At 43.8% G+C, this 25554-nt stretch carries 25 protein-coding genes; 19 read left to right on the forward strand and 6 right to left on the reverse strand.

Annotated elements, in window-relative coordinates:
- The first annotated feature begins 32 nt into the window (after positions 1-32).
- The 4 genes from AB4124_RS19170 (at position 33) to AB4124_RS19185 (ending at position 3038) form a co-directional block, all read left to right on the forward strand.
- On the forward strand, positions 33-1253 hold the full coding sequence (locus tag AB4124_RS19170; RefSeq protein ID WP_441973887.1) for an IS256 family transposase: 1221 nt from the start codon (positions 33-35) through the stop codon (positions 1251-1253).
- A 363-nt stretch (positions 1254-1616) separates the two neighbouring features.
- Positions 1617-2084 carry a GNAT family N-acetyltransferase gene (locus tag AB4124_RS19175; protein ID WP_441974185.1) on the forward strand — a complete coding sequence of 156 codons (468 nt, stop codon included), beginning with the start codon at positions 1617-1619 and terminating at the stop codon, positions 2082-2084.
- Between the two features lie 202 nt (positions 2085-2286).
- Positions 2287-2856, forward strand: a complete 570-nt coding sequence (locus tag AB4124_RS19180) for a hypothetical protein (protein ID WP_430105266.1) — start codon at positions 2287-2289, stop codon at positions 2854-2856.
- 89 nt (positions 2857-2945) lie between these two features.
- The gene (locus AB4124_RS19185; protein WP_430106744.1) at positions 2946-3038 is read left to right on the forward strand and encodes a glycoside hydrolase family 95-like protein; all 93 of its coding nucleotides are present in this window, start codon (positions 2946-2948) and stop codon (positions 3036-3038) included.
- A 154-nt stretch (positions 3039-3192) separates the two neighbouring features.
- Here AB4124_RS19185 and AB4124_RS19190 read toward each other — a convergent pair whose 3' ends face one another.
- The 3 genes from AB4124_RS19190 to AB4124_RS19200 all read right to left on the reverse strand — a co-directional run bounded on the left by AB4124_RS19190 (position 3193) and on the right by AB4124_RS19200 (position 4795).
- Entirely contained in the window at positions 3193-3591 is a 399-nt protein-coding gene (locus AB4124_RS19190) for an SRPBCC family protein (protein WP_430105265.1), read from the reverse strand.
- Complete coding sequence (locus AB4124_RS19195) at positions 3588-3917, reverse strand: ArsR/SmtB family transcription factor (protein ID WP_430105263.1); 330 nt, start codon at positions 3915-3917, stop codon at positions 3588-3590. Before AB4124_RS19195 ends, AB4124_RS19190 begins: the two co-directional genes overlap by 4 nt.
- Positions 3918-4087: 170 nt before the next feature.
- Entirely contained in the window at positions 4088-4795 is a 708-nt protein-coding gene (locus tag AB4124_RS19200; protein WP_430105261.1) for an FAD-dependent oxidoreductase, read from the reverse strand.
- A gap of 556 nt (positions 4796-5351) precedes the next feature.
- On the opposite strand from AB4124_RS19200, the gene AB4124_RS19205 reads away from it, so the two are divergent.
- The 5 genes from AB4124_RS19205 to AB4124_RS19225 all read left to right on the forward strand — a co-directional run bounded on the left by AB4124_RS19205 (position 5352) and on the right by AB4124_RS19225 (position 14864).
- Entirely contained in the window at positions 5352-7412 is a 2061-nt protein-coding gene (locus AB4124_RS19205; protein WP_441973888.1) for an alpha-galactosidase, read from the forward strand.
- Positions 7413-7432: 20 nt separating this feature from the next.
- Entirely contained in the window at positions 7433-10042 is a 2610-nt protein-coding gene (locus AB4124_RS19210) for a carbohydrate-binding protein (RefSeq protein WP_441973889.1), read from the forward strand.
- Positions 10043-10183: 141 nt separating this feature from the next.
- Positions 10184-12496, forward strand: a complete 2313-nt coding sequence (locus tag AB4124_RS19215; RefSeq protein WP_441973890.1) for a glycoside hydrolase family 95 protein — start codon at positions 10184-10186, stop codon at positions 12494-12496.
- Positions 12497-12823: 327 nt separating this feature from the next.
- Positions 12824-13114: a hypothetical protein gene (locus tag AB4124_RS19220; RefSeq protein WP_379407180.1), complete on the forward strand. Its 291-nt coding sequence runs from the start codon at positions 12824-12826 to the stop codon at positions 13112-13114.
- A 13-nt stretch (positions 13115-13127) separates the two neighbouring features.
- Positions 13128-14864, forward strand: a complete 1737-nt coding sequence (locus AB4124_RS19225; RefSeq protein ID WP_441973891.1) for a hypothetical protein — start codon at positions 13128-13130, stop codon at positions 14862-14864.
- Between the two features lie 424 nt (positions 14865-15288).
- On the opposite strand, the gene AB4124_RS19230 is transcribed toward AB4124_RS19225, so the two are convergent.
- A complete protein-coding gene (locus AB4124_RS19230) occupies positions 15289-15531 on the reverse strand; it encodes a helix-turn-helix transcriptional regulator (RefSeq protein WP_321178484.1) in 243 nt (80 codons plus the stop codon).
- Positions 15532-15616: 85 nt separating this feature from the next.
- On the opposite strand from AB4124_RS19230, the gene AB4124_RS19235 reads away from it, so the two are divergent.
- The 10 genes from AB4124_RS19235 (at position 15617) to AB4124_RS19280 (ending at position 23311) form a co-directional block, all read left to right on the forward strand.
- Positions 15617-15913 (forward strand): DUF6809 family protein, encoded by a 297-nt coding sequence (locus AB4124_RS19235; protein ID WP_379407184.1) that lies wholly within the window; start codon positions 15617-15619, stop codon positions 15911-15913.
- A 9-nt stretch (positions 15914-15922) separates the two neighbouring features.
- Positions 15923-16213, forward strand: a complete 291-nt coding sequence (locus AB4124_RS19240) for a recombinase family protein (protein ID WP_441974186.1) — start codon at positions 15923-15925, stop codon at positions 16211-16213.
- A gap of 120 nt (positions 16214-16333) precedes the next feature.
- Positions 16334-16723, forward strand: a complete 390-nt coding sequence (locus AB4124_RS19245; RefSeq protein ID WP_441973892.1) for a recombinase family protein — start codon at positions 16334-16336, stop codon at positions 16721-16723.
- A 230-nt stretch (positions 16724-16953) separates the two neighbouring features.
- Positions 16954-17154, forward strand: coding sequence for a hypothetical protein (locus AB4124_RS19250; RefSeq protein ID WP_441973893.1), 201 nt, complete (start codon positions 16954-16956; stop codon positions 17152-17154).
- A 56-nt stretch (positions 17155-17210) separates the two neighbouring features.
- Positions 17211-17414, forward strand: a complete 204-nt coding sequence (locus AB4124_RS19255; RefSeq protein ID WP_441973894.1) for a hypothetical protein — start codon at positions 17211-17213, stop codon at positions 17412-17414.
- 196 nt (positions 17415-17610) lie between these two features.
- Positions 17611-19656: an ATP-dependent nuclease gene (locus AB4124_RS19260; RefSeq protein ID WP_441973895.1), complete on the forward strand. Its 2046-nt coding sequence runs from the start codon at positions 17611-17613 to the stop codon at positions 19654-19656.
- On the forward strand, positions 19653-21359 hold the full coding sequence (locus AB4124_RS19265) for a UvrD-helicase domain-containing protein (RefSeq protein WP_441973896.1): 1707 nt from the start codon (positions 19653-19655) through the stop codon (positions 21357-21359). The genes AB4124_RS19260 and AB4124_RS19265 overlap by 4 nt, the downstream gene beginning before the upstream one ends.
- Before the next feature lie 142 nt (positions 21360-21501).
- Positions 21502-22248, forward strand: coding sequence for a hypothetical protein (locus AB4124_RS19270; RefSeq protein WP_441973897.1), 747 nt, complete (start codon positions 21502-21504; stop codon positions 22246-22248).
- A gap of 173 nt (positions 22249-22421) precedes the next feature.
- Entirely contained in the window at positions 22422-22736 is a 315-nt protein-coding gene (locus AB4124_RS19275) for a hypothetical protein (RefSeq protein ID WP_441973898.1), read from the forward strand.
- Positions 22737-22738: 2 nt separating this feature from the next.
- On the forward strand, positions 22739-23311 hold the full coding sequence (locus AB4124_RS19280; RefSeq protein WP_441973899.1) for a hypothetical protein: 573 nt from the start codon (positions 22739-22741) through the stop codon (positions 23309-23311).
- 190 nt (positions 23312-23501) lie between these two features.
- Here the strand turns inward: AB4124_RS19280 and AB4124_RS19285 are convergent, their stop codons facing one another.
- Positions 23502-24395 (reverse strand): carbohydrate ABC transporter permease, encoded by an 894-nt coding sequence (locus tag AB4124_RS19285; protein WP_009590032.1) that lies wholly within the window; start codon positions 24393-24395, stop codon positions 23502-23504.
- Between the two features lie 19 nt (positions 24396-24414).
- Positions 24415-25392 (reverse strand): ABC transporter permease, encoded by a 978-nt coding sequence (locus AB4124_RS19290; protein WP_076325175.1) that lies wholly within the window; start codon positions 25390-25392, stop codon positions 24415-24417.
- Positions 25393-25554 lie beyond the last annotated feature (162 nt).

A 25554-nucleotide genomic window follows, 5' to 3' on the forward strand; every position in this document is an offset into this window, starting at 1 on the left:
AATGGAAGTAATAGAAAGGTTGGGGAGAACACATGGGACTCTGGACAAAAGAGCAACTGCGAGCGTTCATTAAGGAGAATAAGCTGGTCACGGCTCAGGATGCGCAAAATGCCTTGAAAGAATTGTTTGCTGAAACGCTTCAGGAGATGCTAGAAGCCGAATTAGACACGCATTTGGGCTACGAGAAGCATGAGGTCAAGACCAAGATGACACCGAATAGCCGTAATGGCAAAAGCAAGAAGACGGTGGTCAGCGAGTACGGGGAGCAGGAAATCACGGTTCCACGGGATCGGCTGGGAGAGTTTGAACCGATCGTAGTCCAGAAACATCAAAAGAACGTAACCGGCATCGAGGACCAGATTATCGCGCTGTATGCCAAAGGTGTCAGTACCCGGGAGATTCAGGACCATTTGCAGAATCTGTATGGCATCGAAGTGTCGCCTACCCTCATCTCCAATGTGACCAACAAAATCGTGCCCCTGATAAAAGAATGGCAGAATCGGCCACTTCAAGGCATATATGCCGTCGTGTACATGGATGCCATTCACTTTAAAGTGAAGCAGGACGGAGCCATCGTGAACAAAGCCGCCTATATGGTTATTGGCATTGATTTGGATGGGAACAAAGATGTGCTGGGTATGTGGATTGGCGAAAATGAATCCAGCAAGTTCTGGCTCAGTGTGCTGAATGACCTTCGAAATCGCGGGGTTCAGGATATCCTCATTATCTGTGTAGACAACCTGAGTGGCTTCTCTGAGGCGATCACTGCCTGCTATCCAAAAACCGAAATCCAAAAATGCATGATTCACCAGTTCCGAAATTCGACTCGTTATGTGTCCTACAAGGACCTCAAGAAAGTGACCGCCGATCTGAAGCCGATCTACAAAGCGGCCACAGAGGAAGGGGCACTGCTCGAATTGGACCGATTCGAGGAAGTCTGGGGCGTCAAATATCCACTCATCGTCCGCTCCTGGCGAAGTAACTGGGAGGAACTCTCGACCTTCTTCAAATACCCGCCCGAAATCCGTAAGCTGATCTATACCACCAACATGATCGAGAGCTACCACCGGCAGCTCCGCAAAGTGACCAAGGGAAAAAGTATTTTCCCGACGGACGAAGCCTTGCTTAAAATGCTGTATCTGGCTACGATGGATGTCACCCGTAAATGGACAGGACGTGTGCAAAACTGGGGGCAAATGCTACTTCCATTGTCCGTCTTTTTTCCAGATCGAGTGAGCAACTACTTGCGCTAAAAACGCCAAAATCCCCCGAGGGGGATTCCTTGGTAAAGAGTTTACACAAAATTATTGACAGACCCGATTTTTAGACGGATTTTTGATGATGTGGATGATTTGAAGCAGTCGGTAAAATACTCCTTCACGCCGGACATCATTTCTTTGTTTCGCAGACGGTATTGGAAGGATCAATAGGGTGAGTTGAAGTTATCCGTGTTCATATTTTGTTGTTTAGGGATCTTTGTCATAGAGTGCTTGGTAGTGGCGAAGGACAATAACCCATACACATTCAACTGGAGAAGTAGGGAACGTATGGGATCCCTGCTTCTTTGATTTGAAGATGTTTGCAATGGATCATAAGGAGAACAGGGAATGCCAACGATGATTACAAAGTCATTTGATCATGAAATGCAGCGATGTCTAAGTGAAATTACATCTGCTTATCATGCAGGGGAACTGAGCACGAAGGACCTAGCGGAATTACCGGAGGAAATTTACATCATTGAGGCGGAAGATGAGATGGTGGGGTACGGGGTCGTGTGGGAATACGATAACGGGAAGCAGCTCATCCAGAAGGCCGAACAAGATTATTTTAGCGCCGATGAGCGGTATTTGGAGAAGGATTTCTATATTGATGTCAAGAATAAGAAGGATTTTATCTTTATCCAAGCCTTGGATGTACTCAAAGAATTCGAAAACAAAGGGTACGCGGCTTCCTTCGTGAATTGGCTCAAAGCGAAGTATCCGAACCGAAAAATGTATGTCTATACCCTGGATAAATCACGGAATTTCTGGTTTAAGCAGAATTTCGAGGTTCTAGGAAGTACGGCATGGATGACCTTTAATTAAAGGTATCGTGCAGCATCAAATTTATACGAAGAGTTGAGAAGTTGTTGTGAAGAGGTCAGTCAGATATTCTGGTTGGCCTTTTTCGCATCTGTCATAAATCAATGGTTATCGTGAGACATCCGAACGGTTGGTTTTCTTATGACAAAAATAACGGCTAGGTATCCTTAGGTAAGACGGATTCGTTCCGCGTGGGGCGGACGGTGTGGAAGTAGCTGACGGCAGCGTGACGGCGAGCGTTTATACCAAGATCGAAGTGGTCCATCTGATCCAAGCCTATAACACGAAAGAGGCGGATGGTTCTGGAAGACTTGTGCTTAGGGAGACCGTCACGTACGAAATCTCGGGCGGCCATGTACACGTCCATGATGTAATCGAGGCGCTGGAAGACATTACGTTCGATACGTATTACGGACTTCAATCGGTGAATGGCGCCTGGAACGATACGGTTCGCTACTTCGCAGGCGATCAGGAAGTCGCTTCAAGCCCGGCGAATATATATAGTGATTCAGGCACGAAAGCCGTGAACCCGAATGTCGACAGTTGTCTACGCAGCTCTAGCGATCAGGGCGGGTTCCAGCATAAACTGCGTGTAAGACTGGATCGACAATATGGGCTAGGGGCTTTGGCGAATCTCGCCGACCATTTGCCTGTCATCTTCACGCAGGAATACGGCAAGACGTATTTCCTGCAGATCAAAGGGACCACGCCGGAACTGAAGCAAGGAGAGAAGTTTGCATGGCAGGGCAGCTATGAATTCTATGCCGAGAACTGAACCATACATCGGTGGAACCGCCGCCATTGTGGAAATGCTGCTGCAAAAGCGACGAAGGCGAGATTCATCTCCTGACTGCACTGCCGGCCATGTGGTCAACGGGCAGCGTGACAGGGCGGAAAGCGAAAGGAAATATCGAGGCGGATATGAGGTGGAAGCATGGGAGGTTGATTCGTTCTTGATCCGAAATGATAAGAGTTTGTCAGAAAGTCCAAAGTAGACATAAACCGGCCGCAAACATGCAGCCGGTTTATGTTGATTCGGATCAAGCAGGGTTCAACGATCATACCCAATAATTTAGCATTGGGGAAAGAGATGTTTTCGTATCGAATGCGGTTATTGATCCAACACGTTTTCAAACTTGCCAAACCACTCACTCCAGCCATATCTGGCGCCTTCGAGTCCATGAACATTGGAGAATCCAGTTTGTTCGAGATGAAGGTTAACCTTACCGTCCCCTAATTCTTGCAGCGTCCAGGTGACTGTATGCCGCTCGTCTCCGGTAGCCCAAGAATAGGACAACCGGTGGGGCGCTTCTACGATAAGTACTTCGCCGTCAACGATTCCATCCCAATATTCGGACGGCTCATGGCGAAACTGAAAACGATGTCCCACGACAGGCTTAAAATCATTTTCCGTGATCCACTTTGCTAACTTGCTTGAATCGGTTAAAGCGGACCAAGCCTTCTCGATCGATGTTGTGTACTGAAAATCCATGGATAATATTAAACTCATTCTTCTTCCTCCTCTAAAAGTTGGTTCAAGCGCAACATATTTGTAGTCCAATATTTGCTGTAGAAAGCCACCCAATCTTGAACTTCTCTAAGCGGATCGGCGTTTAGCCTAAATCGCGTTTCTCTGCCCATTTTCCGGTCGAGTACCAGTCCGGCCTCTTTAAGGATAGTCAAATGCTTGGATACCGCTGTACGGCCCATTGAAAATTGTGCCTTTAGTTCATGAAGCGGTTTCTCCTCTGCCTGTGATAACAGATGAATGAGTTGGCGCCTAGTGGGATCTGCAATCGCGTCAAAAACATCCCGGGACGGATTATTCTCTAACACGACAACCCTCCTAAAAGTCTTATTTTTATGGTTAGCAATCTAATGATGTATGAAGGGACCGCCGTTTATTTCACCACCTCTTAATGGTTTTCAAGTAAAGTTTTCAGATTTCAAGCCTAGAAATGACGAACATCGATTGGATATTTAGTGTCTCTAATATTCATTCTTAACTAATACCCAAAAAAGGCATCCTTTTTAATATTCCGTTTTGAAATATTATTATTTTGTAAATAGCTAGAAATAGAATCTACCATTGACTTCGGTCCCGCAATAAAGTATTTACCATTGTTTTTATATAAGGCGTTAAACTTTTCAATTTCCTGATGTAACTCATCCCTTGAATCAAGATAAGCTACATTTAATGAAGTATGGTTAGCGATTTTATCAAGTTCATCTTTGTAGATATAGGAATTATTGCTATCCAAATAGAGCAATGTTCTTTGCTTCTCCTCTTTACTCCCATCTGTCTCTAACTGTTTAAGGATCGACCGGAATGGTGTGATGCCAATTCCGCCTGCGATCAGCAGCGAAGGGCTGTTATCTTGGAGATAGAAGGACCCTACAGGGCCGCTCATTTTCATTTTCATGCCAGGCTTTAATTCTAGCAGTGCTTTCTTAAAATCACTGGGGCTTTCACCGATACGCGTTGTAATTTTAACAATGTTCTCAGCGGGAGCAGCTGCGAGGCTGAATGGTTTCGTAGGATTTTTGATGGTCTTATGAGTGATGCTAAACAAACCATATTGCCCTGCTTTCCAGGTTAAATCCTTCTCTCTTTCAAATAGAAATGAATATACATCCTCCGATTCTTTGCGGCTTTCTACAAATGATAGCTCTCTCTTTTTAAATACGGCGAACATGTCTTGAAAAAAGCTCAAATACCCCAACTCCCTTACTTATTTTGGAACAGTTTACATTGCTATTGCGACTTCTTTTAAAGAACGTGTTCTACCTGTAAAAAGGTCAAGGCATTGGAAGCATAGCTGTCGATTGGACACCATTTGGTGATACTTTTATTTTAGGTCACCGTTTGGTGTCGTGTCAATAACATTTTAAAATGACAATGCAAATGGTCAATTAAACGAACAACAAGTCGAGAATAATTCAGGTGAAACTCATGGGGGTGTTCCTAACCATATCCCGCGAATAGATGTTTTGACTAAACCAAATGGCTTGGGAACGAAAGTTAATCCGGGTAGGTGCTTTTTTCCAGCGGGTAGCCTTATTATATGGACGATTTCATGGTGGAAGGGACCATATTGCATTTTAACAAATGGTTCGCTCCAGATGCGTTATATCCCGATATGGATCGGAAGATCGTTGTATAGTAAGCGCTTTACCCGCGCTTCTATAATGGTAGCAAGCTGTAAAAGGCGCTTGATGCTAAACGTCCTGAATGCAGCACAGATGCACGCAGAAGGAGGCAATCCACAGATGTTAGGAAGCAGCGATACGGCGGTGAACGTGGGGGTGAATGCCGAAACTCACATTCGCTTGGCGAATGGCATGGTGGCCATTGAGGTGGATTTGGAAAAAGGCGGTTACGCCTACGCAAGCAGCAGGGGATTTGCTCTGCAAGAAGTGCGAAGCGGCTTTCGATGGCAGGGCCGGGAATACCACACGGGGAATTATGACCGCCACTATATGATAGGGCAGCCGGAGAAGATCCAAGATCTGTTCGGTACAGGAATCCATGCCGTGATTAAGCATGAATCCGATCTGCTCCCAGGCCTGGAACAGCATTTTTATGTCTATGAGGGGGCTTCAACTTTCATCACACGGGTCGTCATAGTCGGTCAGGAAGACTTAAAGGTAAACCGCATCGCGGTGGTGAAAACCGATAGCGTGTCGAGCGGGAGCGAGACGGTTCCGGGAGAAGCGCTGCATGTGCTGCGCGTGCCTTATGACAATGACAAATGGGTGCGCTATCTGACGGAGACGGCCCCGCTGGAGACGGAAAGTTACGAAGTGACGGCCTTGTTCCAGCCGGATAGCCGCAATGGATTGATCCTGGGCTCGATCAGTCATGACGTATGGAAAACCGGCATTCGCGTGAAAGGGGAAACCGCAGGCAAGCTGGATGAACTGGAACTGTACGCTGGCGCGGCCGACATCATGACCCGAGATTCCCAGCCGCATGGCTACGTATGTGGAACACGCGTCGAATCTCCGCTGGTTATGGTAGGGGATTACGACGATTACCGGACAGGACTTGAAGCGTATGGGGAAGCGAATACGAAGATAGCGCCTGCACTGAGCTGGGACGGCGGCGTCCCGATCGGCTGGAACAGCTGGTCGGCCGCCATGAGCACGCTGGATTACGACCTCTATGTGGCGACGAGCGATTTTCTGAAGCGGGAGGTTCAGCCGCAGGGCTTTCATAACGAGGATACCCTGTACATTAATTTCGATGCATTCTGGGATCGTCTGACGCCTGCCGAGATGGAGGATGCCTTGAAAAGGGTCCGCGAGAACGGGCACAAACCCGGTACATACTGGACGCCGTTTGCGTTCTGGGGAAGTCCGGCTGGGTTTGGCAGCCCCGTGGAGGGCACCGATGGGAAGTATACCTATGGCGATATCCTGCTTCGTGACCAGGATGGCGAGATTTTGCCGGATATTGCCGGAGGACTTGCGATTGATCCTACGCATCCCGGGAACCTGGCGCGAATCGATTGGTTCATGGATAAATTCGTCTCCGAAGGATTTGAGTATATCAAGCTGGACTTCATGGCTCACGGGGCTTTGGAAGGCAAGCATTACGACCCGGATATTACGACGGGGATCGCTGCATACAATTACGGCCTGTCGTATCTGACGGATAAACTCTCCCCGGATCGGATCGGCAGACCGTTCTTCATCAACCTGTCGATTGCCCCGCTGTTCCCTTATTCCTATGCGCACAGCCGCAGAATTTCCTGCGATGTGTTCGGAACGATCCAGGATACGGAATATTTGCTGAACTCGCTGACGCACGGGTGGTGGATGAACGATACGCTGTACCGTTTTAACGATCCGGACCATGCCGTGATCTATAAAAGCTTCAACCAGGATTCGACGACCCGCCATGAAGGTCGAAGCCGTCTGACCGCGTCCGTGATCTCGGGAACGGTGCTGCTGCTGGGCGATGACTTCCGGCATGAGGAAGCGGCATGGCGCGCCAAGACCTGGCTGGGAAATGAGGCAATCACTGAGATTGCCCGATTGGGTAGAACCTTTGTGCCCGTAGAGGGGAATCACGGGAAACAGGCTGCGGATACGTTTGTACTGACACATCCAAGCGAACCGGGAACAACGTATATTGCCGTATTTAACTTTGACGGGGCCGAGTCCGTGCAGAAGACGGTTTCCTTGGAACGCTGCCGCCTCGAGGCGAACGCTTCCTACTCGGTCCTGAATGTGTGGGAAGGAACGGCGGGTCAATCGGAGGGTACACTTACGGTCGAGCTGGCGCCAGCCGAATCGAAAATCCTGAAATTAAGCCGAAATCAATGAATAGAAGGAGGAGAGGTTCAGTGAGTATTCATCCGTTCAAATTCTTCCAAAAGCCATTCATGCTATTCTTATCGATTCTGTTAGCGGGGTCTGTGCTAGGCAGCTCCTTGGCTTCGGCAGAACCGCAGCCGCCGAGTCAAACGGCCGGAGGCATCCTTTCCTACGAGGCCGAGGCATCTGAGAACGCGTTTACCGGCCATGCAGGAGCGGTCGATTGCGGCTTCTGTTCAGGCGGGCAAAAAGCCGGCAATCTGTACGGCGGCTCCACCCTGACGTTCAACGGAATTCAAGCCGATAAGGCCGGCATATACAATATGAACATGTTCTACATCTCCGGGGATTCCCGCGCGGCTTCGATCTCCGTGAACGGAGCGGAGAAGGAGAATTTCAGTTTTCCGAAAACAGCGGATTGGAACACGATCGGCACCTACCAGATTCAAATTTACTTGAAGCAGGGCAGCAACACGATTCTGTTCGATGACGCAGGCGGATACTCGCCCGATTTTGACAAGATTGAGCTGACCTTTGATTCAGCCGGCGATGACGGATCAGGCCCTGATGGAAGCATTGGCGATTTGGGCAAGCAAAAGAAAGCCACCAGCTATGGCTCCATCACCTTAACCGAGTATGCCAACGGCTTCAAGGTATCCAATCCGACGTATGAGCTGCTGTACAACACCTCGACCGGATTGTCGCAATACAATTGGAATGGCAAAGCGGTCGCCAAGGGATTATACAGCGAGATCCAGCTCGACCGGATGGTTGCAAGTAAGGACTATAAACATCATAAATTCTATAAAAATCAAGTGGTCCCATTCCAGGATGCAACCGGCAAGGGCATCAAGGTGACGGTCGTGAATGAGGATGGGGGAAAGCCATCGCTCAGCCAAATTTATTACGTCTATGAAGACGGGCCATATTTGCTTACGGAAACAGTCGCTTCCCATCATTCCGCAATATCTACGGGGAACATAGCCCCCATCGCGATGGAAGCGAGAGGCGGCATCGACATCGGCAGCTATGACGATAACCGGGTCCTCGTCGTTCCCTTCGACAATGATGCTTGGTCCAGATACCAAGCGAAGTCGATGAATACCGGCCTCAACAACGGTCTGTATATCAGCTCGGAACTGACGGCCATCTATGACAATACGAGCCGGAACGGCCTCGTTATCGGATCGGTGACGCATGACACGTGGAAAACCGGCATCTATTGGAACGGCTCGAATGACAAATTGAACAAACTGCGCGTATATGGCGGATTTACGTCATCCACCTCCACGTGGGACACGATCTCGCATGGAAAAGTAACGGGCAAGCAGATTGCTTCGCCGAAAATCATGGTCGGCTTTTTCGAGGATTATCGGACCGGGCTGGAGGAGTTTGGCCAGGTGAATGCAGCGATCCAGCCTCCGTTAGCCTTTGGCGAAGACATTCCAGAAGGCGTTCCGGTCGGTTGGAACAGCTGGGGAGCTTATGCCAGCGATTTAAGCTTTGACAAGGCAGTTTCGGTCTCGAATTATTTTAAAGACCATATTCAGAACCATTCCTTCAACAATGAAGGCGATATCTACATCAATCTCGATTCCTATTGGGATAACATGACGGATCAGCAGCTGACGGATCTGGTTCAGCTCATTCATAGCAATGGACAGAAGGCCGGCATCTATTATTCGCCGTTCGTGTACTGGGGCAACAATATGGAGCAGGAAGTCGAAGGGACGAACGGCAAATATAAATACGGCGATATCGTGCTGCGCGATTGGGACGGCAACGTGCTGCCGACGCTGGACGGCGCTTATGCCGTGGATCCGACGCATCCTGGCGTGAAGCAGCGGATCGATTATTACATGAATAAGTTCAAGAGCAAGGGCTTTGAATATATCAAAATCGATTTTTTGAGCCATGGGGCAATGGAAGGCAAGCATGATGACCCTAGCGTTCAAACCGGCATCCAGGCCTATAACCAAGGGATGGCTTACGTGAATGAAGTGCTGGACGGCTCCATGTTCATCAGCGCTTCCATCGCGCCGTTGTTCCCTAGCCAATATGCGCACAGCCGCCGCATCTCCTGCGATATCGACGGCAGCATCGGCAGCACGGAATACCAGCTGAACAATCTCACGTACGGCTGGTGGCAGAACGGAACGATCTACCATTATACCGATCCGGACTATATGCACTTGACCAAAGGCGGATCGATCGAAGGCGCTCAGTCTCGCGTCAATGCGGCCGCGATCTCCGGCACGGTCTTCCTGAATTCGGATGACGTAACGGATGCGACGGCACGGCAGTACATGGAAACGCTGCTGACCAACCCGGAAGTGAACGGGCTAGCGATGAAGGGCAAGGCGTTCCGGCCGGTAGAAGGCAACACGGGCACGCAGGCAGCGAACGTATTCGTGCTGGACGATCAGGGAACCCACTATGTAGCCGTGTTTAACTATACGCACAATGCGGCGCAGCATACCGTGGATCTCATTCGGACCGGTATCGCTTCGGAAGGGGCAGAGTCCTATACGGTGACGGATGTATGGAGCGGTCAATCTCAGACGGCGTCTGGCTCTTCGCTGGATGTGACGCTAAAAGCGGCCGAATCCAAGCTTTATAAAATCGTCCCTAATCCATAAGAAGAAGTCATCAATTCATCATGTACATCTGCAAGTTCATCGCGGTTCTCGGCTCCATCCGGGAATCGCGATTTCTTGCCTTTGTTGTAAGGGTAACGCTTGTCTCAAGACTGGAAAATCAAATGAAGAGGAGAATGCAAAATGACAGACATGAAATTGTGGTATACAAAACCAGCTCAGGGCTGGCCGCAAGGGCTGCCGATCGGCAACGGCCGAATGGGGAATGTGGTCATATCCGCTCCGCATCGGGAGGTCTGGAATATTACCGAAACTACTTATTGGTCCGGCCAGCCGGAGCCGGCTCAAGGGCAAAGCAACAGCAAAGCGGATTTGGAGCGGATGCGGCAGTATTTCTTCCAAGGAAATTATCGCGAAGGTGATCGACTGGCCAAGAAGCACCTGGAGCCGGAAAAATTGAATTTTGGCACCAATCTGGGACTTTGCCAAGTCGTTCTGGAGTTTGACCATAACGTGAAACCATCCGAAGGCGGGAGACAAGAGGCAGCAGCTGAGCCGCTGTTCCATCGGGAACTGGATCTGCAAGAGGCGATAGTGCGTTCTTTTTGCGAGATAGATGAAGCGGGGATGACGCGAGAGGTATTTGCTTCCCATCCCGATCAGGTGATCGTATCCCGGATTCGCAGCAGCCATGGCTCGTCAGGCGTGTCATTCCGCATTTCGATTCGAGGCGAGAATGGTCCTTTTCATACTGTCGTAACCGAAAAGGACACGATCGAATTCCGGGGACAGGCGCTGGAAGACGTACATAGCAATGGGGAGTGCGGGGTGTCCTGCCAAGGCCAGCTTCGGGTCGCTGCGGAAGGCGGGCAGGTAAGTTGCACGGCTGACACCATAAACGTATCCGGGGCGGATGAGGCGGCGATTTATTTTGCGGTGAATACGGATTACCGTCAAGAAGGTGAGGGCTGGCGAGAGAAAAGCGCGTTGCAGCTGGAGCAGGCTCTGCTGCTAGGATATGACGCGCTGAGAGCCAAGCATCTAGCGGATTATCAGCCGCTGTATGCCCGCGTGCGATTGGAGCTGGGAAGCTCCGAGCATGCCAGTCTGCCTACGGACGAGCGGATCAGCAGATTTAAGCAGGGCAAGCGGGATGATCCGGCGTTGTTTGCGTTGTTTTATCAATATGGAAGGTACTTGACGATTAGTGGATCACGACAAGGTTCCATCCTGCCCATGCATTTGCAAGGCATATGGAATGACGGCGAAGCCAACAAGATGGCCTGGAGCTGCGATTATCACCTGGATACGAACACCCAGATGAATTATTTTCCGACGGAGGCCGCGAACCTGAGCGAGAGCCATGAGCCGCTCATGCGGTACATCCAGCAGCTGTCGGTGGCCGGTCGCTCGGCTGCGCGCCATTATTATGATGCCGAAGGCTGGGTGGCCCATGTATTCTCCAATGCCTGGGGATTTGCGTCACCGGGGTGGGAAACCTCCTGGGGGCTCAACGTGACGGGCGGACTGTGGATCGCGACGCATATGATGGAGCATTACGCGTATAACCAGGATCAGGCTTTTCTGGAGGAGCTGGCCTATCCCGTCCTGAAGGAGGCCGCGGCCTTTTTCATGGATTACATGACCGTGCATCCGAAGTATGGCTGGCTGGTGACAGGTCCGTCGAATTCGCCGGAGAACAGCTTTTATACCGGCAATCCGGAGGATGGGCATCAGCAGCTGTCCATGGGCCCGACCATGGATCAGGTCCTGGTTCGGGATTTGCTGGCCTACTGCGTGAAGGCAGCACAGACCTTGGGCGTGGATGAGGAGCTTCAGCAGAAGTGGCAGACAGCGCTGGATCAATTGCCTCCGCTGATGATCGGCAAGAAGGGACAGCTGCAGGAATGGCTGGAGGACTACGAGGAGGCGCAGCCGGAGCACCGCCATCTGTCGCATCTGTTTACCCTGTATCCCGGCAACCAAATCACCCCGCATCATACGCCGGAACTAGCTGCGGCAGCCAGAGTGACATTGGAGAACCGGAACAGCCGGGCCGACCTGGAGGATATCGAATTTACCGCGGCCCTGTTTGGACTCTTCTATGCCCGACTGCATGACGGAGATCAAGCCGTGCAGCATATCGCTCACCTGATCGGGGAACTGTGCTTTGACAACATGCTCACCTACTCCAAACCCGGCGTAGCCGGAGCCGAGGCCAACATCTTTGTCATCGACGGCAACTTCGGCGGCACCGCCGCCATTGCAGAAATGCTGCTGCAGAGCCACGAAGGCGAGATTCATCTCCTGCCCGCACTACCGGCCATGTGGCCGACGGGCAGCGTGAAAGGGCTGAAGGCGAAAGGGAATGTTGAGGTGGATTTGAGCTGGGCAGATGGGAAGCTGGTTGAGGCGAGGGTGAAGGGGAATGAGAGTGGGAGTGTGAAGGTGTTTTATGGGGGGAGGGAGATAGGGGTGGAGGAGAAGGGAGAGTGAGATAGAAGCAAGGAGTACAGGAATTATAAGAGGAGAATTATTAACATTTAATAGTGGCATCTAATACAAACAAGATGTCACTTTTTATGGTACAATATTCCTATTATTAATTAATCCAAAAGGCCCTTAATATCATACGGAAGGGAGTTTAGTTGTGTATTAGAAGCAATAACCAATCTAGCAATTGCCTTATCAGTTTCGTAATGATCAGATTAAACACATTTCATGCTTAATATATGATTGAATCCCAAAAAAAACATATCATTTGTGCGATAGACCTTTTTTAGGGCAATCAATATATAACTATAAATATGGGTGGTGCTGTACTTGTTAGAGAGGCGAAATAAGATTGCCAGTGTACTCACATGGATAGGGGTTGCTATTATCGTAGCGGGTATCGTTTTAGGTTTAGTTTTAGGAAAAATGGATGTCGGCACCTATAGAGAGTCGTATGAACGAGTGTGGTTATTAACAATCATTTATTGGGCTACAGGATTGATATCAGGAATGGGTATTATCGGATTATCAGAAGTTATAGAACAATTACATAGTATAAATTTGAAGATGGGAAAAGAAGCAGAGCAAGACAATGATGATTTGGAATTAATAAATGGGTAATTCGGGGGTTGAAATGTTAGTAAATTTAGAATGTCCTGTAGAATTGCTTGAATATGAATTATATGAAAGCAAAAGCAATGGTAGGATTTACTGTTCATTAACGTTTAATAACGTGTCAGACAAAATTGTTAAAGGACTTAAGGCTACTCTCTATTGTTATGACCAATTTGGCGATTCTGTTGGTGAAGGAAATAATAGCTTAGAATGTAAAATTGAATTTAATGAAGATTTAATACAGAATCGAAAACGAAAAACTGACAACAAGATATCACTGTCCGATTTTCAAAATGTTAGGAAAATAGAAATTGATGTAATAAAAGTCTTATTTGATGATAAAACGATCTGGAATAAGGGCTCATCAGAATTAGAAAAAGTCGAATTAACCAAGATAGAGAATAAAATGCTTTTAGAATTTGTTAAGGGTCGCGCAGGATCGGATGCCAAGTACTTTGCTAAAAAGTATGATGATAAATGGGTATGTGTTTGCGGAAGGCTAAACTATGACGATCTATCTACTTGTAAAAGGTGTAAAAGAGGAAGAGATGATGTTTTAACTGAGTATAGCGATGAGGAAAAGATTAGGAACGATGTGAAAGCGTATGAAGTAAAGAAAGCAGAAAGACAAAGAATGGTAGAGGAAGAAAGAGAACGGCAATTAGAAAACAACAAACTAAAGGCAAAGAAAGTGACCAAATATAGTTCTATTGTTGCTGCTATAATACTAATCGTTGGAGTAACTGTATTTGGATTTAAAACGAACTTTACGTTTTCTATGGATCAACAGTTGTTAAAGGATAAGGAATTGGGCGAAACAATAAAAGATAAGGGTTTAGTGAAAGATGATTTTTTATTAGAGAATGGGGCAGGTAAAAATCTTCAAAATAGTAGTGAAGAAAAGTCTCTAGAAATGAACGGCATTATTGACACTTCATTTGTGTGGGGTGGAGGGAGCAATGGGCGTGGAGATTTCACAATTAAGTATCGTAAAGACGGTAGCGTCAAAAGTAAACAAATCGATGATATTGTGGAGCCCCTCAGTATAGATATTGATAACAATGGCGTGAAAGAGATTGTGATAAGTCATAGAGTATATTTACCGGAATTTAGTAATGCTCAAATGCCGTTTTGGGATGATGTATATGATTTCGATATTGCCAAAGAAGAGTTGGTTTTGGCGAGCAGGCAATATCCAGAATATTATAGAAGTTATTACATACCATCCATTAAGAAACGAGAAGCTGAAAGCACTGATGCTGTTGAAAAACATACACAAGCAGTGCTTATACGGGCAGCGACTGATTTGATTGATGGGAAATTCATTCCCGATGTTAATCAAGAGAAAATCACCAAACTACTGGAAAATAATGCATCGACAGATAAACTGAATATAATCAGAGAAGATGATATTTTTTATATTCACGGTATTACACTTGGTATGAATATAAATCAGGCCATTAAGATACTGGGTAAACCTGATGAATCTTTTGAGGTGGACTCGAAAGTCGCGGTTTGGTATTTCGAAAACAATTTAGAGTTAGTTGCGGAATATTGGAATGATACCATACTTTATATCGATTTAGGTGAATTTGATCAGTTAGCCATGGAGCAAAGAATGAACTCCTTGGGGGAGCCAACGAGAAAATATAAGGATGAATATGAATACATTACTCCCAGCCAGAAACTTAGATTTCATACCATGTTAAGCGCAGAAAGCTTCAGAGTGCAGCTTATAGATCCTGAATCGCCTTAGAGGGAATGAAAACAAGATACTGTAATTTTATATCATATGAAGCTTCTACTAATTCATCCCTTTCACCGTCTCTACACATGTGGTATAAGGGAGCATACCTGCCTTCTTATCTATCGAGTATAACTGACGTTTATTTGACCCACACGTACCTGTCATTGATGGGATGTTCGTTTGAATCAATTCTAGTTGAAGTTTATGCATGTGGTAAGTAGGAGCTTTTTTTATTAATGTATAAACAATAAGGGGATTATTTAGGAGCAGCTAAACGGCTCAGACTTGCAGGACGTAAACTTTAACGGTACAAAACTTACCGATAAGCGGGACAATCTTCGTAATAAATGCTAAGCCGAATAGTGAAGCTTTATGTAAAAAGGAAAAAGCTCTTTCAGTATGATGCTGAAGAGCTTTTTCAGCTTATTCTGCTCTAACTTTTGGGATAAGGATTTTTATGATTTGTCCTGTTTAACAGATAGTCAGTACTTGTCTGATGCAGATCAGCAAGTTTGATCAAAATAACAACCGGTATGTTTACCTCTCCACGCTCGTAATTACTATAAATTCGCTGACTGCAACCGAGATATTCCGCAACCTGCATTTGTGACATATCCTTATCTTCACGGAGATTTCTGATCCTCTCATACATAGTTACCACCTCAATGCTCATCATACTTTAGCGAGCATACCGCTATTGATTTTTAGCGATATAATCGCTAAGATGAGATTAGTATGATGAAATAGGAGGGGATTTAACCATGGGCAGTCTCTTGGAGAAGCTTTTTTATGGAAATATCCATCCCGACGAACACATTCATCCCGATAATCCAGAATACAAGTTACTGAACGAGAAGATTTCAAAAACAATAGAGTCCTATCACAAGAAGCTTTCATCAGAAGAGTACGATGAGTTGGAGGAGTTAATTGACTTGCTAGGACAAACGACATCCTTGTATTCTGCTGCCGCTTATACAGAAGGGTTCCGGTTGGGGGCATTGGTGATGATTGAGGTGTTGGAGGAGAAACGGAGATTGGTAATCGAGGAAAGAATTTAAGAGAAGCGTATAAAGAGTCACACAGCTTTCTATTTAAGAAAATCACGGGACGATGGTGAATTTGAAGAGGTTCTCTCGAAGCATAGGGATACCCTTCTGGCCTTGGTAGAGAATCGAAATTGGACCTATAGGCTATACGAAGAAGTGGCTTCTGGGGAAAAAATCGAGTCCCGGAAAGAAATGCAGAAGTTACTTCGGCATGTTGAAGACCAGCTATATGATGGAGTAGTGGTCATGGACATTGACCGTTTGGGTCGGGAAGAAAATAAGGATTGGGCACTAAAAAAAAGACGTTTTTGAACTCCGAGACGGTAATCATTACACCGAACAAGATACGATCTGGAAATAGACAATGACGATGTATCTTTTGATTTCACGTCCATTTTTGCCCGAATAGAGTACAAAACGATTAAGCGAAGAATGAAGCAGGGCAAAGAGGCTGGAGCGAAGAAAGGCATGTGGACAAACGGAAAGCCACCGTTTCCATACTATTATGATAAGAACACAAGGTCAGTACTGGTGGATGAAACGAAGCGTCCGATTTACCGAGCGATTGTAAAGATAAATCTTAATGGAACAAACCTGGGGCATATCGCCATTTGGTTGACAGATAACAAGATACCCATGCCATACAACATTAAGCCGGATGGAAAGAACAAGGGCTGGTCAAATATTACGGTTCAACGGTTGCTGGCAAGCGAAATCCATTTGGGTACATCACTTATGGCAAAACCCGTTCCAAGCGTGGTCAGGTGGAGCTTGTACCCGAAGAAGAGCAGATTAAAGTCATGGGAACACATGAAAAGCTGAAAACACCGGAAGAACATGAAGTCATAATGGAGCGGCTGCTTAAGAACAGAATGCTGAACCCAAATTTTAGACGCAACATTTTTCCTTTGTCAGGCTTGCTTTATTGTGAAAAATGCGGTTCGCAGATGAGGTTCCGGGTGGGAGAGAACAAGAAGCAGGGACAGCACTGGAGTGCATTGTGCTATCACCAGTATAAAGAAGGCAGCAAATGTTAGCAGCGTGGCAAGGTAATGGATGCCGATTTTTTCAATGCTCTGTATGATCGGATTATCTATGTTGATCCAAACATTTTGCGGGAGATTGAAATGCATGGGATTCGTTACAATGATACACAGGTCATTATCGAGGTCAAAGAGCAGGAATTGAAAAAGCAGAAGCGGGCATTGGATAAGCTGCATGAATCGTATGAAGAGGACATGATTACGAAGTAGGTATTTTTGGAGCGTAAGCTGTAAGGGCAAGGCAGATACAGAAGTTGGAGGAAGAGTTGAAGGATTTGCGGAAAGTTGTAGTAGATGAAGGAAATTATCTGACTGTGGAGCAGATATATGAGCGAGTTGGGCAGTTTAGGGAGTTGTGGAGTGTCGCGGTGACGAGTGAAGAGAAGAATCGGGCGTTGAAGAAGCTGGTGGAGCGGATTGTGTATAATCGGGAAGGGAATGGGGTGGAGTTGAGGGTTTGTTATAGGTGAGATTTGAATAATGCTATTGTAGACTTCTGGAATAAGTTCCAGAAGTCTCTTTTCGTATGGTACAATATACCTAAATTAGCTATTATCAGACATAGAATCGTAAATTAGAAGCACATTAAGTTTTTTGCTGATTTTGGAAATCGATAATTATAAGTATGATTTGATCGTTATATCTCATGAAACGAGGAGGTTAACCATGTATATACATAAAATGATGATTAATAATTTTAGAAATTTCAAAGAACAAGTAATAGAATTTAATGATGGAGTGAATGTAATTATTGGTCATAATAATGCTGGAAAGTCAAATTTACTTAAAGCATTAGCTTTGGTACTTGATTCTCAAGGAACAAAGCGATTGAATGTTTATGATTTCAATAAAAATGTTACACTGGCAGAATTGATAGAGAATCCACCTCAAATTAACATATCTTTAGTAATAAAGCAGAGCTTAAATAAAAATTTGAATTCTGATGATTTAGTGACAGTTGGGAATTGGCTTACCAAGTTAGACGAACCATACGAGGCAGTGTTAACCTACGATTTTTTTCTTCCTGAAAAAGAAAGAGTTAGTTATGTAGAAGCTATTAGAAATGCCCCTGATCTAGATATAGCTTGGAAAATAATCAATCATGACTTTATAAGGCACTATGTTCATAAAATATGGGGTGGAGATAAGACTGCTCAAAACGTTGCTGATAGTGAATCGTTACAGAAGTTTGATTTTCAATTTTTAGATGCAATCCGTGATGTTGAGAGAGATATGCTTTCAGGAAGAAATTCTCTTCTTAAAGATGTGTTGGACTTTTTTATGGATTACGAAATTAAATCAGATTTAGATAAATCTGAGGAAGTAAAGAAAATAGAGATTAAGCAGAAGAAGAAGGATTTTAGTGAGATTGCAGATACGTTATTACGTGACTTACAAAACAGAATGAGTGTTGGTAAGGAACAGATTTTATCATATGCCAAAGATACCGGAGCTTCATTTAACAAAGCAATACCTAATTTTGAAGGAAGTCTCTCAGATGTGGAAATTTTCTCTGCACTTAGGCTTATTGTTGAATATGAATCCGGCATAAAGATACCGGCTACACATAACGGTCTCGGGTATAATAACTTAATTTTTATGTCACTGCTTCTATCAAAAATGCAAGTCAATGCAGACGGCAAATATTTAGGGAGTAATGCGAAGGTATTTCCGATATTGGCAATTGAAGAGCCTGAAGCACACCTGCATCCAGCCATGCAGTATCAGTTTTTAAAATTCTTAAAGAAAAATAAAAATGAAAAAAAGGTTAGACAAATTTTTGTTACCACTCATTCAACGCATATTACCTCTTCTGTTTCTCTAGATGAGATGATTTGTTTGCATAGCGATGGAGGAAACACCTCTGTTGGATATCCTGGAAAAGTATTTCCCACTGAGGAAAGTAGTAAAAAATATGTACAGCGATTTTTAGATGCGACCAAATCAGATATGCTTTTTGCTCAAAAAGTAATTTTAGTAGAGGGTTTAGCAGAACAATTGTTGCTGTCAGTTTTCGCGAAATATGAAGGTGTTTCTTTAGAAGAAAATCATATTGCAGTTATAAATGTGGGTGGTAGATATTTCAATCATTTTTTACATCTGTTTGACAGTGAGAAAATAAATACTCTAAACAAAAAAATTGTTTGTTTGACAGATCAAGACCCTGAAAGAAAGAAAAAATCATCTAACACTACTTTCAAAAAATGCTATCCGTTTGAATACGACGCTAATACTAAAGAGTATGAGTATAAAAGAAACACTTCATCATATCAACCAGGTACTCACCCTAATATTGCATTTTTTAGTCAAGATGAAGTTGAAGGAAAGACACTTGAATATGATCTGATTTTATTTAACCCTTCCCTCGAAATATTAGTGACAGATTCTATGAAAAATCAAGATGAAATTAAAAACTTAATGAAGCTTTATACAGACCAAAAACCACAGACAGATTACGAATCCATACTGAGAAAAAGCGATGAGAATGATAGAATTATTGAAGGTATTAATCAAAATACTTCTTGGAGCGAGCAACAAAAATGTAGAGGATTAATTGCTTCACGATATCTTAATTCAGTAGGGAAAGGAGAAAACGCTTTGGAGCTTGCATATATTTTGGATAAAAATTTAGAAAACAAAGGAACTGATAAATATAAAAATTTTATTGTTCCTGATTACATAAAAGAAGCCATTGCGTGGTTATGTAAATGATCCCAATAAACTCTGATACATTGATTCCTATTGAGCACCATTTTCGAGTCTCTGCTGGTCCAGGGGCAGGGAAGACTCATTGGTTAGTTGAACATATTAAAAATGTTCTCCATAAATCAACAAGATTAGAGAAAACTCGTAAAGTAGCGTGCATTACGTACACGAATATTGGAGTAGAAACGATTTTGAACCGTTTAAACACTACAATAAACCAAGTTGAAGTATCTACTATCCATAGCTTTCTATACAAACATATTGTAAAACCATACGCCGTTTTCCTTGTTGATGATTATGGATTAAATGTGGAAGCAATGGACGGGCATGATGATATTATTTTATCAAATTATTCTTTTTTAAACGAATGGAAAGACCGAACTCAACAGCAAAGATTCAAGGAAGATAAATTAATTGTTGAAGCTTTTAATTCAACAAAATGGAAATTTGATGATTTAGGAGCTTTAGTAGTAAAGCCTGATTATCCTCGTAAGATTGGTAAATATTCTATCAAGAATGATTCGTACTATGAATATAAAAAAATGGCGTGGGAAAGAGGTATAATTCACCACGATGATGTACTCTTTTTTAGTTATCAATTAATTAAGAAGTATCCATTTATTTTAAAAGTGTTACAATCCAAATTCCCATACTTTTTTGTTGATGAATTCCAGGATACAAATCCTATACAAGTGAAGATTATGGGGTTAATTGGAAAAAAAGAAACGATAGTTGGGATAATTGGTGATAAAGCTCAGTCTATCTATAGCTTTCAAGGAGCAGAACCATCTCAGTTTCATTCATTTAACTTAAACAACATAGTTGACTATGTAATGGAAGATAACAGACGAAGCACAAATCAAATTATAGATATTTTAAATACAGTACGTGTAGATATAAAACAAAACAAATACAGAAACATAAACGGAGAAAAACCCATAATCATTGTGGGAGAGCGGCTTGATGCCCTTAGAATAGCTAAAGAAAAGAGTAATAACGAGTCGGTACATTCTTTGTCAAGAATAAATATAATCTCGAATGCAATGAAAAAGGAAATTAAAGGAGATTTATTTAATAATAAGCTAATTGAAGCACTTTTAACCGAAGATAATCCTAGCAGTAGCAATAAATACAGAAGTAAAGTGATTATTGCTTGTATAAAGTCAACTGAGTTTGCTCGCCAGAACGAATTTAAAAGTGCAATAAAAGAATTAGAGAGAATTTTCAAAGATAAGAATGACAAAGATAAAGGAAGAAAAGAAGCTCTGAAACATCTTTGTGTACTCCTTTCTCAGTATGGGGACTTTAAAGAAAAAAGCCTACTAGAATTCCATTCTTTTGTAAAAAGAAAAATAAAACCTGATATATCAAATTTATCAAGGGGCGCAGCTAAGACTTTCTATGAAGGTTATAGTTACCAGCAATTGGCTTTGTGTGTAAGAATTGATGAAGATACTAGCAGACACAAAACAATTCACAAAGCAAAGGGAGATGAATTTAAAAATGTCTTGGTTGTTCTAAAAGAAGAGAGCGACATCGAATTTTTACTTAATCCTAACTTAAACGATAACGATAAAGAAGAGCAAAGAATAAACTATGTAGCAATAAGCAGAGCTACCGATCGTTTATTTATCAATGTGCCCACATTATCCGAAAAAGAGTCGAAGAAGCTAAAATCACTGTTTGACATTGTAAGAACTGAAACATAAATATTTCATGTAGCGATTAGAATCATTTCACAGGAAACAAAGAAATTAAACGTACTGGGTTCATTCCCAATTAATGAAATAACTAAACTAATGACCTCCAGAAGTTTCTCGGAGTTTTTTAGTAGAAAATAGGGAGAAGAAAATGCTAGACGAGTTATTGAAATACTATAAGAGTAACTTATCAACCTATTCATTAGTGTTCAAGTATATGCCATTTTTAAATGCTTTGGTATCATTCCTGTTCGTATTACTTATAATTTCCGCCTGCATTCTTATATTAGCTTTACCATTAAGTTTCGATGCTCCAAGTTATGTTAAAGGGTCAGCTATTTTCTTCGGGGTAATTTTGATTCTGTCAATACTAATAGTAAATATTTTTAACGAAAAGGCAAAAAGAATTTTGAATAATCATTATTCTATTCAAGTTAAAAAAGGGGGTTGGAGAACAGAGCAGTTTGAAAATATGCAGAGGCAATTTCTTATTGAATACTTGAGAAGTAAGGGATTATATTCTGAGGAAAAGTTGGATTTTTTAACTAAATTATTAGAAAAAGAAATCGTACGAAGTAAACCCCCAACTTTTTTAGCTCCCGGTGCTTTTTTAGCGTTATTTATACCTGTTTGGTCACAGTATGCTATATTCTTTTTTAAAGCTTTCGATAGTACAAAATTCAATGAATCAACCAGTGTTTTTGTAACTTTTACTTTAGTAGCATTATTCATTTCAGTGTGTATAGGAACTTTTAAGGCGATTTTTAGTTTAGTTGAAGATTTTTTCATGATTGAAATAAACATCAAAAGGAGATTTTTGGAAAAAATAGAAGATGTGTTGCTCTTTTATAATGATACATATGTTGACTTAGACTACGTGCTTAACAGAAGTAATTAGAATAATGAAACTACTTACTCTTGATTAATTGGAAATATTATTAAGAGTAAATGGACGATTTCTTTGATAAAATATGGAAATGTAATACTGGAGTAAATTCGATAGGGTTCTTTAGATCGGCTTAAATGGCACGGATCAGGGTCGGAATAATTATCATCTAAGTAGTTTTTATTATGAAGGAAGAGCTGGAAATTAGAAAACTAAGTTATCTTCGCAATCAAAAAGAGAATCCTAAGTCAGGTAATTATAGAAGATATATGGTGAATATTTACAACTATATTTTGCAAATTTCCATTGCAGGAAATAAGGGTTGGAGCAAAGCTAGTACTCGAGAAATGCTGAATTTTGTTTATGAAGGGACTCCGGATCATATGGGTTATGAAATGGTGGAGAAATTCAAAAAGACTCTTAGGGATTTAGGATATATTAAGACAGTAAAAGCAGAGAATGAGTGGCGTACTTACATACTCAAAGAATTGGACTTTTGACTATGTTAAGGAGAACCATAAATAATACAACTATTATTTTTGAAAATGCAAATAAAGTATTCTTAAATGATCAAGTGGATTTAATTCTTAGTGGTATCTCAGAACGAACATTATGCGGTTCGCTAATGAGGTATCTTCAGGAAGAAATAAAAGAAACTAATTACTCGAAGTATCACGTGGATGTTGAATATAACAGAAACAAGGGGAAAGTAAAGACCATTATTGATCAAAACATCGAAGTAATACCTATTAATTGTGATATCATAGTACATAGCCGTGGTGAGATTCCTGAACAAGATAATTTAATTGCAATAGAAATGAAAAAATCCACAAATAGAAATTCCGAAAAGATAAAGGATAAGAACCGATTGATTGCTCTAACTAAAGATACATTCGATGATGTTTGGTCATTTGATGGGACAAATCTTCCTGAGCATGTGTGTAGATATAAATTAGGTGTTTATTATGAAGTCAACATTAGGCAAAGAGAAGTTTATGTTGAGTATTATAAAAAAGGGCAATTGTGCTCTACAAAAATATTTAAGTTAAAGTCTGGGGACAATAATAAAAGGTAGCCCTGTCATATGAATTTGCCTTCTATTCCTGTGATTTCCAAATATTTAAGATGTTTTCTGATTGAAGATACATCATATGTGAGTATTACTCATAATAAAGGTTGGGATTATTTTTTTACTCAACTGTTTATAATTGCAAACACGAGCCCTTACCCCTCCCGGGTAAGGGCCCTCTTCATTTCCCCACAATCTAACTCTTGATAGCCCCCATCATAATCCCCTTCACAAAGTACCGTTGCACAAAAGGATACACCATAATGATCGGCAGCGTAGCAACCATGGTCACCGCCATCCGGATGCTTTCGCTGGAGACCGGGATCCGCTTGGAGCCCTGCGCCAGCTGCTGCGCATCGGACATCATGCCGGCGGTCTGGAACTGGTTGAGGATTTTGACCAGGACGGCCTGCAGGGTCTTCAGCTCCGGCTTGTAGGTATACACATAGGAGTCATACCAGGAGTTCCAATGACCGATGGCCAGGAACAGGCCGATCGTGGCGAGCACCGGCACGCACAGCGGCATGATGATGCGGAAGAACGTCTGCAGGTCGTTTGCGCCGTCGATTTTGGAGGATTCCTCGATCTCGCCGGGGATCTGCTCCATGAAGGTGCGCACCAGAATCATCAGGAACACGCCGATTAAGCCAGGGAAGATATAAACCCAGAAGGAGTCGATCAGTCCCAGGGATTTGATGATCATATACGTCGGGATGAGGCCGCCGCCAAAATACATCGTGAACACAAAGAAGAAGGAGAAGTATTTCCATCCGAGCAGATTGCGCTTGCTGAGCGGATAGGCGAGCAGCGTAATGAAGAAGATGGATACCGCCGTCCCGACGATGGTCCGGAGCACGGTAATCTTAATGGCGCTCCAGATTTCCGGGTTCCGGAAGATGGTCAGGTAGCTCTCGATCGTTGGCACGCGCGGCCAGAAGTACAGGTTGCCCCGCATCGTATCGGTCGCATCATTCAAGGAGATGACCAGGATGTTCCAGAACGGATAGAAGGTCACGAGGAAGATGCCGGTCAGGAACAGGTATAAAGAGGCATCGAAGATACGCTCGGGCACGGTTTTTTTGCTTAACATGGATGTACCTCCTTATGGTTTAGAATAGGGATTGCCCGTTCAGCTTCTTCGCCGTATAGTTGACGATGACCACGATGATGAACGCCACCACGGAGCTGAACATGCCGACGGCTGCCGCATAGGAGAACATGCCGTTCTGAATGCCGTAGCGGAACGAATAGGTGGACAGGACGTCGGAGTAATCCCGCGTCAGGTCATTGCCGAGCAGGAAGTGTTGGTCGAAGCCCGCGTTCAGGATGCCGCCAAGCGCCAGAATCAGCAGAATGACAATGGTTGGTTTCAGGTGGGGCAGGGTGATGTACCGGATCTGCTTAAAACGGTTGGCGCCGTCGACCTTGGCCGCTTCATAGAGCTCCTGGTTGATGGACGAAATGGCCGCCAAATACATGATCGAGCTGTATCCCATATCCTTCCACGTATTGCCGAGCGCGACGATCCACCAGAAGTACTTGCCGTTCTGCAGGAATAAAACGCTTTCATCGGTAATGTGGAGAAATTTCAAAATGCCGTTAATCGCGCCGTCCGAAGAGAGCAGGGTCACGATGATGTTGGCCGCGATGACCCAGGATATGAAATAGGGAAGATAGGAGGCGGTTTGCACCGTCTTTTTGAACTTCACATTCTTGATCTCATTAATCGCGATGGCGATCAGGATCGGCATCGGAAAGGAGAAGAGAAGCGTGATCAGCGTGGAGGCCAGCGTATTTCGCATGACGATCCAGAAGTCGCCGTTGTTGAAGAAGTAACGGAACCATTCCAAGCCGACGAACTCGCTCGTGAATAAAGTCGACCAGAAGCCGCCAAGCGTCGGCTGGTAATTGACGAAGGACATGTATAGACCAACCATGGGCGTATACGCAAACACAATGGCCCAGATCAGTCCGGGCAGCATCATCAGGAATAGATATTTCTGCTGCTTCAGCATGGCCCAGCGGCTTTTTCGATGAGGACTTAAGTTCAAGTCACTCCGCGTCTGTAAGGTTGTAGCAGGTTTCATATGGGGCACCTCGCATCTCAAGTTAACTCAAATTATAAGACTCGGAAAAAAAGAGTGTCGATATGACAATGTAACGAAAGATGCTTGAAAATAACTTACATTGCTTATTCCCATAGTTAAAATAACGAAATCGCTATAATATGAAGGGATAAAGCCGACACA

This window comes from Paenibacillus sp. 2KB_20 (genome assembly GCF_052115765.1).
Lineage (GTDB): Bacteria > Bacillota > Bacilli > Paenibacillales > Paenibacillaceae > Paenibacillus_AQ.